This window comes from Mesotoga sp. (assembly GCF_035363035.1).
Taxonomy (GTDB): domain Bacteria; phylum Thermotogota; class Thermotogae; order Petrotogales; family Kosmotogaceae; genus Mesotoga.
The window spans coordinates 1-4,478 of sequence record NZ_DAOSEH010000123.1 but is presented as its reverse complement, the minus strand read 5'-3'; the positions used below and the strand labels follow the sequence as shown (position 1 = coordinate 4,478).

Annotated in this window: 6 protein-coding genes; 4 read left to right on the top strand and 2 right to left on the bottom strand. The window is 50.9% G+C overall.

What is annotated here, in order from left to right; genetic code table 11:
- Positions 1–267: 267 nt before the first annotated feature.
- From PKX57_RS11355 to PKX57_RS11340, 4 genes are all read left to right on the top strand, one after another.
- On the top strand, positions 268–1,599 hold the full coding sequence (locus PKX57_RS11355) for a DUF7305 domain-containing protein (protein WP_472417404.1): 1,332 nt from the start codon (positions 268–270) through the stop codon (positions 1,597–1,599).
- Between the two features lie 5 nt (positions 1,600–1,604).
- Positions 1,605–1,931, top strand: coding sequence for a hypothetical protein (locus tag PKX57_RS11350; RefSeq protein WP_214047798.1), 327 nt, complete (start codon positions 1,605–1,607; stop codon positions 1,929–1,931).
- Positions 1,924–2,460 (top strand): PilW family protein, encoded by a 537-nt coding sequence (locus PKX57_RS11345; protein WP_472417402.1) that lies wholly within the window; start codon positions 1,924–1,926, stop codon positions 2,458–2,460. Before PKX57_RS11350 ends, PKX57_RS11345 begins: the two co-directional genes overlap by 8 nt.
- 90 nt (positions 2,461–2,550) lie before the next feature.
- The gene (locus PKX57_RS11340; RefSeq protein ID WP_472417400.1) at positions 2,551–3,372 is read left to right on the top strand and encodes a hypothetical protein; all 822 of its coding nucleotides are present in this window, start codon (positions 2,551–2,553) and stop codon (positions 3,370–3,372) included.
- Positions 3,373–3,415: 43 nt separating this feature from the next.
- Here PKX57_RS11340 and PKX57_RS11335 read toward each other — a convergent pair whose 3' ends face one another.
- On the bottom strand, positions 3,416–3,985 hold the full coding sequence (locus PKX57_RS11335; protein ID WP_214047795.1) for a cupin domain-containing protein: 570 nt from the start codon (positions 3,983–3,985) through the stop codon (positions 3,416–3,418).
- A 29-nt stretch (positions 3,986–4,014) separates the two neighbouring features.
- A partial coding sequence (locus tag PKX57_RS11330) for a Gfo/Idh/MocA family oxidoreductase (protein ID WP_472417398.1) occupies positions 4,015–4,478 on the bottom strand: 464 nt, incomplete at its 5' end.

Below are 4,478 nucleotides of genomic sequence, written 5' to 3'. Positions count from 1 at the left end.
GAGAGAGGAAGAGAGAGAAAGAGAGACGCGAAAATTGGAGTGAAAACCAGGAGCCCGTCAGTCCCTGTTTTCGCAACCTAATACAAACAAACGTTTTTAGAGGAAGGAAGCAAACGACTGTACACGGTTCTATTTATTTATAATAACTACTGTTATAATTTATTCGAAACGTATGGCATGAATTTGCTATTTACAATTATCTGTATCTAGAAGCTGAATTATAAGTAATGAGAAGCTTGGCCGATGATTTCGGCCGGAGGCGCATAGATGAAAAGAAAAAAGGGAATAATACTCGGTGTCACCCTGATGATGTTTCTCACGATAGCCGTTCTGGGAACCACCATAATGGCCATTGTCATGAGCAAAGCCAGACAGACCAACGACCTGGAAAAGCGCACACAGGCCTACTTCTTCGCGAGATCCGGTGCCGAGATTGCCAGGCAATACTCTTCAAAGGCTGATCTGGCAGACAAGATACATATTCTGTACGGTAACCTGCCAGGCGCCAATGAGGATGCCAGCTTTTCCTTCTCGATCCAGGACAACACGGGCGAATGGAAGACCGGTGTCCGCGAAAAACTGGAGGCCTTCAGAAAACAAGACGGTCTGGCCGACAAAGAGATCGTAGTGGCCGTCTGGAAAGAAGGTCCGACAACGAAGATTCTGTCGCTGGGCACGGCGGCCGATGCCACGAGAGTGGTTTCTTTCGAAGGAACCAGCGCAACTTCAGCCGAGCAGGTAATAAACATGGCCCTTTATGCAGCAGGCATGATAACCATTGGTAATTCAGCCAATTATTCAATTATCGGAAAAGTCGGAACGGGGGAAAGCACTATTTTGAATTATAGCTCTGACAAGATACCGGATGGTGTTGTCTATAACCTCGATGTCGAATATAAACTGCCGCCATTCCCGTCATTTCCAGACCTGACCAGCAGAGGGTCGCTTAACGTACAAAACAATCAGACCATAAGTGCCGACGGTTATTATACAAGTTTGACAGTAGGGAATAATAAAACCCTTTACATTGACACGGGAGGCAAAGACACGGTAAGAAAAATAGTGGTAGACACTCTCGCTTTGAGCGGCGGGAGTATAGTGCTTACTGGAGAGGGAGAACTCGAGCTGTATGTCAGGGCTTTTTCCGGATCTCCGTCGGGAAGTATCAACGAAGTCAGCAATGCCGATCCCGGAAGGGTGACGCTGTACGCTTCGGTTGAAGGTGGCATAAATTTGGAATCTTTAGATATGACCGGAACCATTTATATTAAAAACCCTACTACTGTTACTATGGGATCGGGAAAGGATGGTATGAAACTTCACGGCTTGATGATAGTGGGCAATGAAAGGGATACCAGCAATAGTATAACAACATCTGGAAATTCAGTCAGCGGCGGCTCTATAAAATCAGTTTTGTACGCACCAAATTCGACTGTAAATATGAGTGGAACTTCGGCCTTCTACGGTGCGATAGTTGCCAAGGAGCTCACTACTTCCGGTGGTGGAAGTTCCGGAGGAATCGTATACATGATCGATGGCCTCGGCGACACTCTCGACCCGATCGTGGAAGTCAACGCCAGCGAACTGTGGGGCGAGTGAGGGCGATGATTCACCGTGTGAGTCCGGCACTTTCGCTTTCCGGTCGAGCCGGAGGCTTTTCGTTCGTGGAGGTTCTCATAGCTCTGCTCATAATAATCATCTCGGTGGTAGCGCTTCTCAATTTTCTTACCACATCTTTGAGAGTGAACGACACCTCTTCCAAAATCGCGGGAGATCTCCTCGTCAGCTCCGGAGAGCTTGAAATCGGAGATATAAACGGAGAAACCGCGACGGTCACCGTGAACGGCGTCAAAATCTCCGGTAAGTTGCGCGAGTCCCCCTACGGCTCGAGCAAGAAACTCGTAGAGTTTGTGAGGCCTTCCGGTGACTGAACGCAAAGGAAAGCCCGGCCTGACCCTCATGGAAGTCCTGATAGCCATGGCGATAATAGTGGCCGTTCTCATAATCTCTTTCAACATCTACAACCTCTGGTGGAAGGCCTATAACCTGGCCTCAAGTAAGGCCGTTATCGAGAGAGGACTGACCTCGGCGATAGAGATAATAATCAAAGAGTTGAGAGTGGCAAAGAGCGTGGCACTCGTGGAAGATTTCGATTCGCTCTCCCCGACTCCGTCTTCTACGAACCTGTTCATCGGGCTGGATCAAAACGAGAAAAGGGTGAAGATCTGGTCGGGCGACAAGAACAACCTTTCCAATCTGATCGACGAAGATATCGATTCGCTGACCTTCAGCGTCGATAGCGTCGACAAAGATTTGCTGAACATAAAGATTGGAAACACCGAAAAGAGCGTCGAGCTATCTTCCAGCGTCAAGATACTCAACAAAAACCTCAAAGAGGCTCCATCCTACACGGAGACCTCGATCGTGGGCTTCGAAAAGTCCGTGAAACTCTTCGAATAAAGACCTCTTCTCAAGATCCATTGTCGTGACCGGAGAAAATGCTATTCTCTATACACGAGATATATTCTCGGAATATAAGGGGTGATAACAATGAAGAGATATTTCTCTGCAATTCTTGCCCTTTTCCTTGTCGCAGTCCTCATAACGGGTTGCTTTCAACTGCCTAAAGCTCCCGACAGTATAAAGACCCGTGTGAACAACGTGATCGAAAAATGGAACAACCTCTATGCAAACGAACTGGAGATAATCTCCTGGAACTACGAAGGCATTCTGGACGACCCGGTGAAGTATCAGGAGGTTCTCGCGCTCCTCACCGATCCCGACTCGGTAAGAATCGTGCACACCGATATAACCGATCCCGGCCTTCTGAGTCTGCTTCTTCTCTCGGCGGTTCCGGCCGATAGTCAGAAGGAGTTCAAGGAGTCCGTTGAAGGGCTTGTCGAGATAGGCCAGCATCTGGTGAAGCTGAAATGGAAAGCACCGGCCTCGGGTGAGGAATTCGTCACTACCGCTCTGGTCGAGGAAGACGATATCGTCTGGGATTCGATACTGGGGAGCGTCGTTGAGGAGGAATTTGAAATAACGCCGGCCGGCGGAAAGTCCGGAGAGGTTACTATCAAATGGTTCTGGGGTGCCGAACGCGGCTCGATTTCCTGGAGCCTCGAATGCTCCGGGCCGCCCCTCCAGTGCAGTTACGATTCGAAAGCGAAGATGACCTCGGGCGAGGCGCGCATAGAAACCAGGCTGGTAAAGACGGAGGAGTGCTGCATACTCTACTACGGCTGGGCCTACAGAACGCCCACCGGCTCGATAAGCATCGACTGGAATCCTGAAACCAACCAGTACGATATAGAGGTGAGCAGCTGGGGAAGCACCGGAAGCGGTCAGGGAATTCTGGAGTGCTGCATGTAGTTTTTGTCGGCAGCTTTCCGTGTATGAAACTGCCGGAGGATTCTCAACCGGAGAACCCGTCGGGCATCTTCTCCCGATTGCCGCTTATGCTGAGCCTGATTATCTCTTCCGACCGTTGAGGGTAGTCCTTGAGCAGTTCATCGGCGGTTCCGGCTTCGAAGCAGGAGGCGGTGAATCCCGGCGCCATCGTGCAGCCGAAAAGCGAGTAACGTCCCCCCGGAACCATATAACCGGCCTGCCAGACTCCGGCCGGAACGACGAACTGAACGAGCTGTCCGCTGCCGAAGTCGTTTCCCATCGTTATATCTTCGCTCGAGCCGTCGGGATAAAGCAGAACCAGTTTCAGGGGATCGCCTCCGTAGAAATGCCACACCTCGTCGATATCTAGACGGTGGAACAGCGAAAGACTCTCCGGACTGTCCGAATAGAGCCCGATCATGGCCGTCGAGAGCGGCCCGCCTTCGAGCGTTTTGGCGCCGGAACGATAGGTGCTGACATACAGGGTGCTCTCGACCGGCAGCCGCTGGAACCGGTAATGCTCTATTATCGCTTTCGTATCCGGGTGAATCTCTTTCGCTTTTCTATCCTGTGATTGAGCCTTATCTTCCTTCATCGTGCCTCCTCGAGCGCAGCTGTCTTGACTCATCTGGGGTTGCCTTCTACCTGCATCCATCGACCTTTTACGGCGCTTTCATAGATGGCCGAGCAGACGGCGGTGTTTCTGTAACCATCTTCGAAAGTGGGGTATGAAGGTTTGACAGAGGGGCCGCCCCTTTCGATATCGGCATAAACCTCTCTGAAGCAGTCCTTGAAAGTATCGACAAAACCTCCGCAGAAAGCGTCGGAACTGGTGAGGACACCGCCGGATTTGCGGCTTCTGTTGAGCTCGCAAGGGCTTTCCGAGTCCCACCACACCGACTCGTTCCGTCCTGTTACCTCTATCTCGAGCCTGTTTCCCCTTCCGTGAGAAACCTCCGACAGTATAACGTTCCCGATAGCACCGCTGTCGAACTTCAAAAGGATCGCCGCCGCATCCTCCGAATTGACCGTGATCCTCTCCGAACCCTCTCTGTATTCGAGATACATATCGTCTCCCGAGAGATATC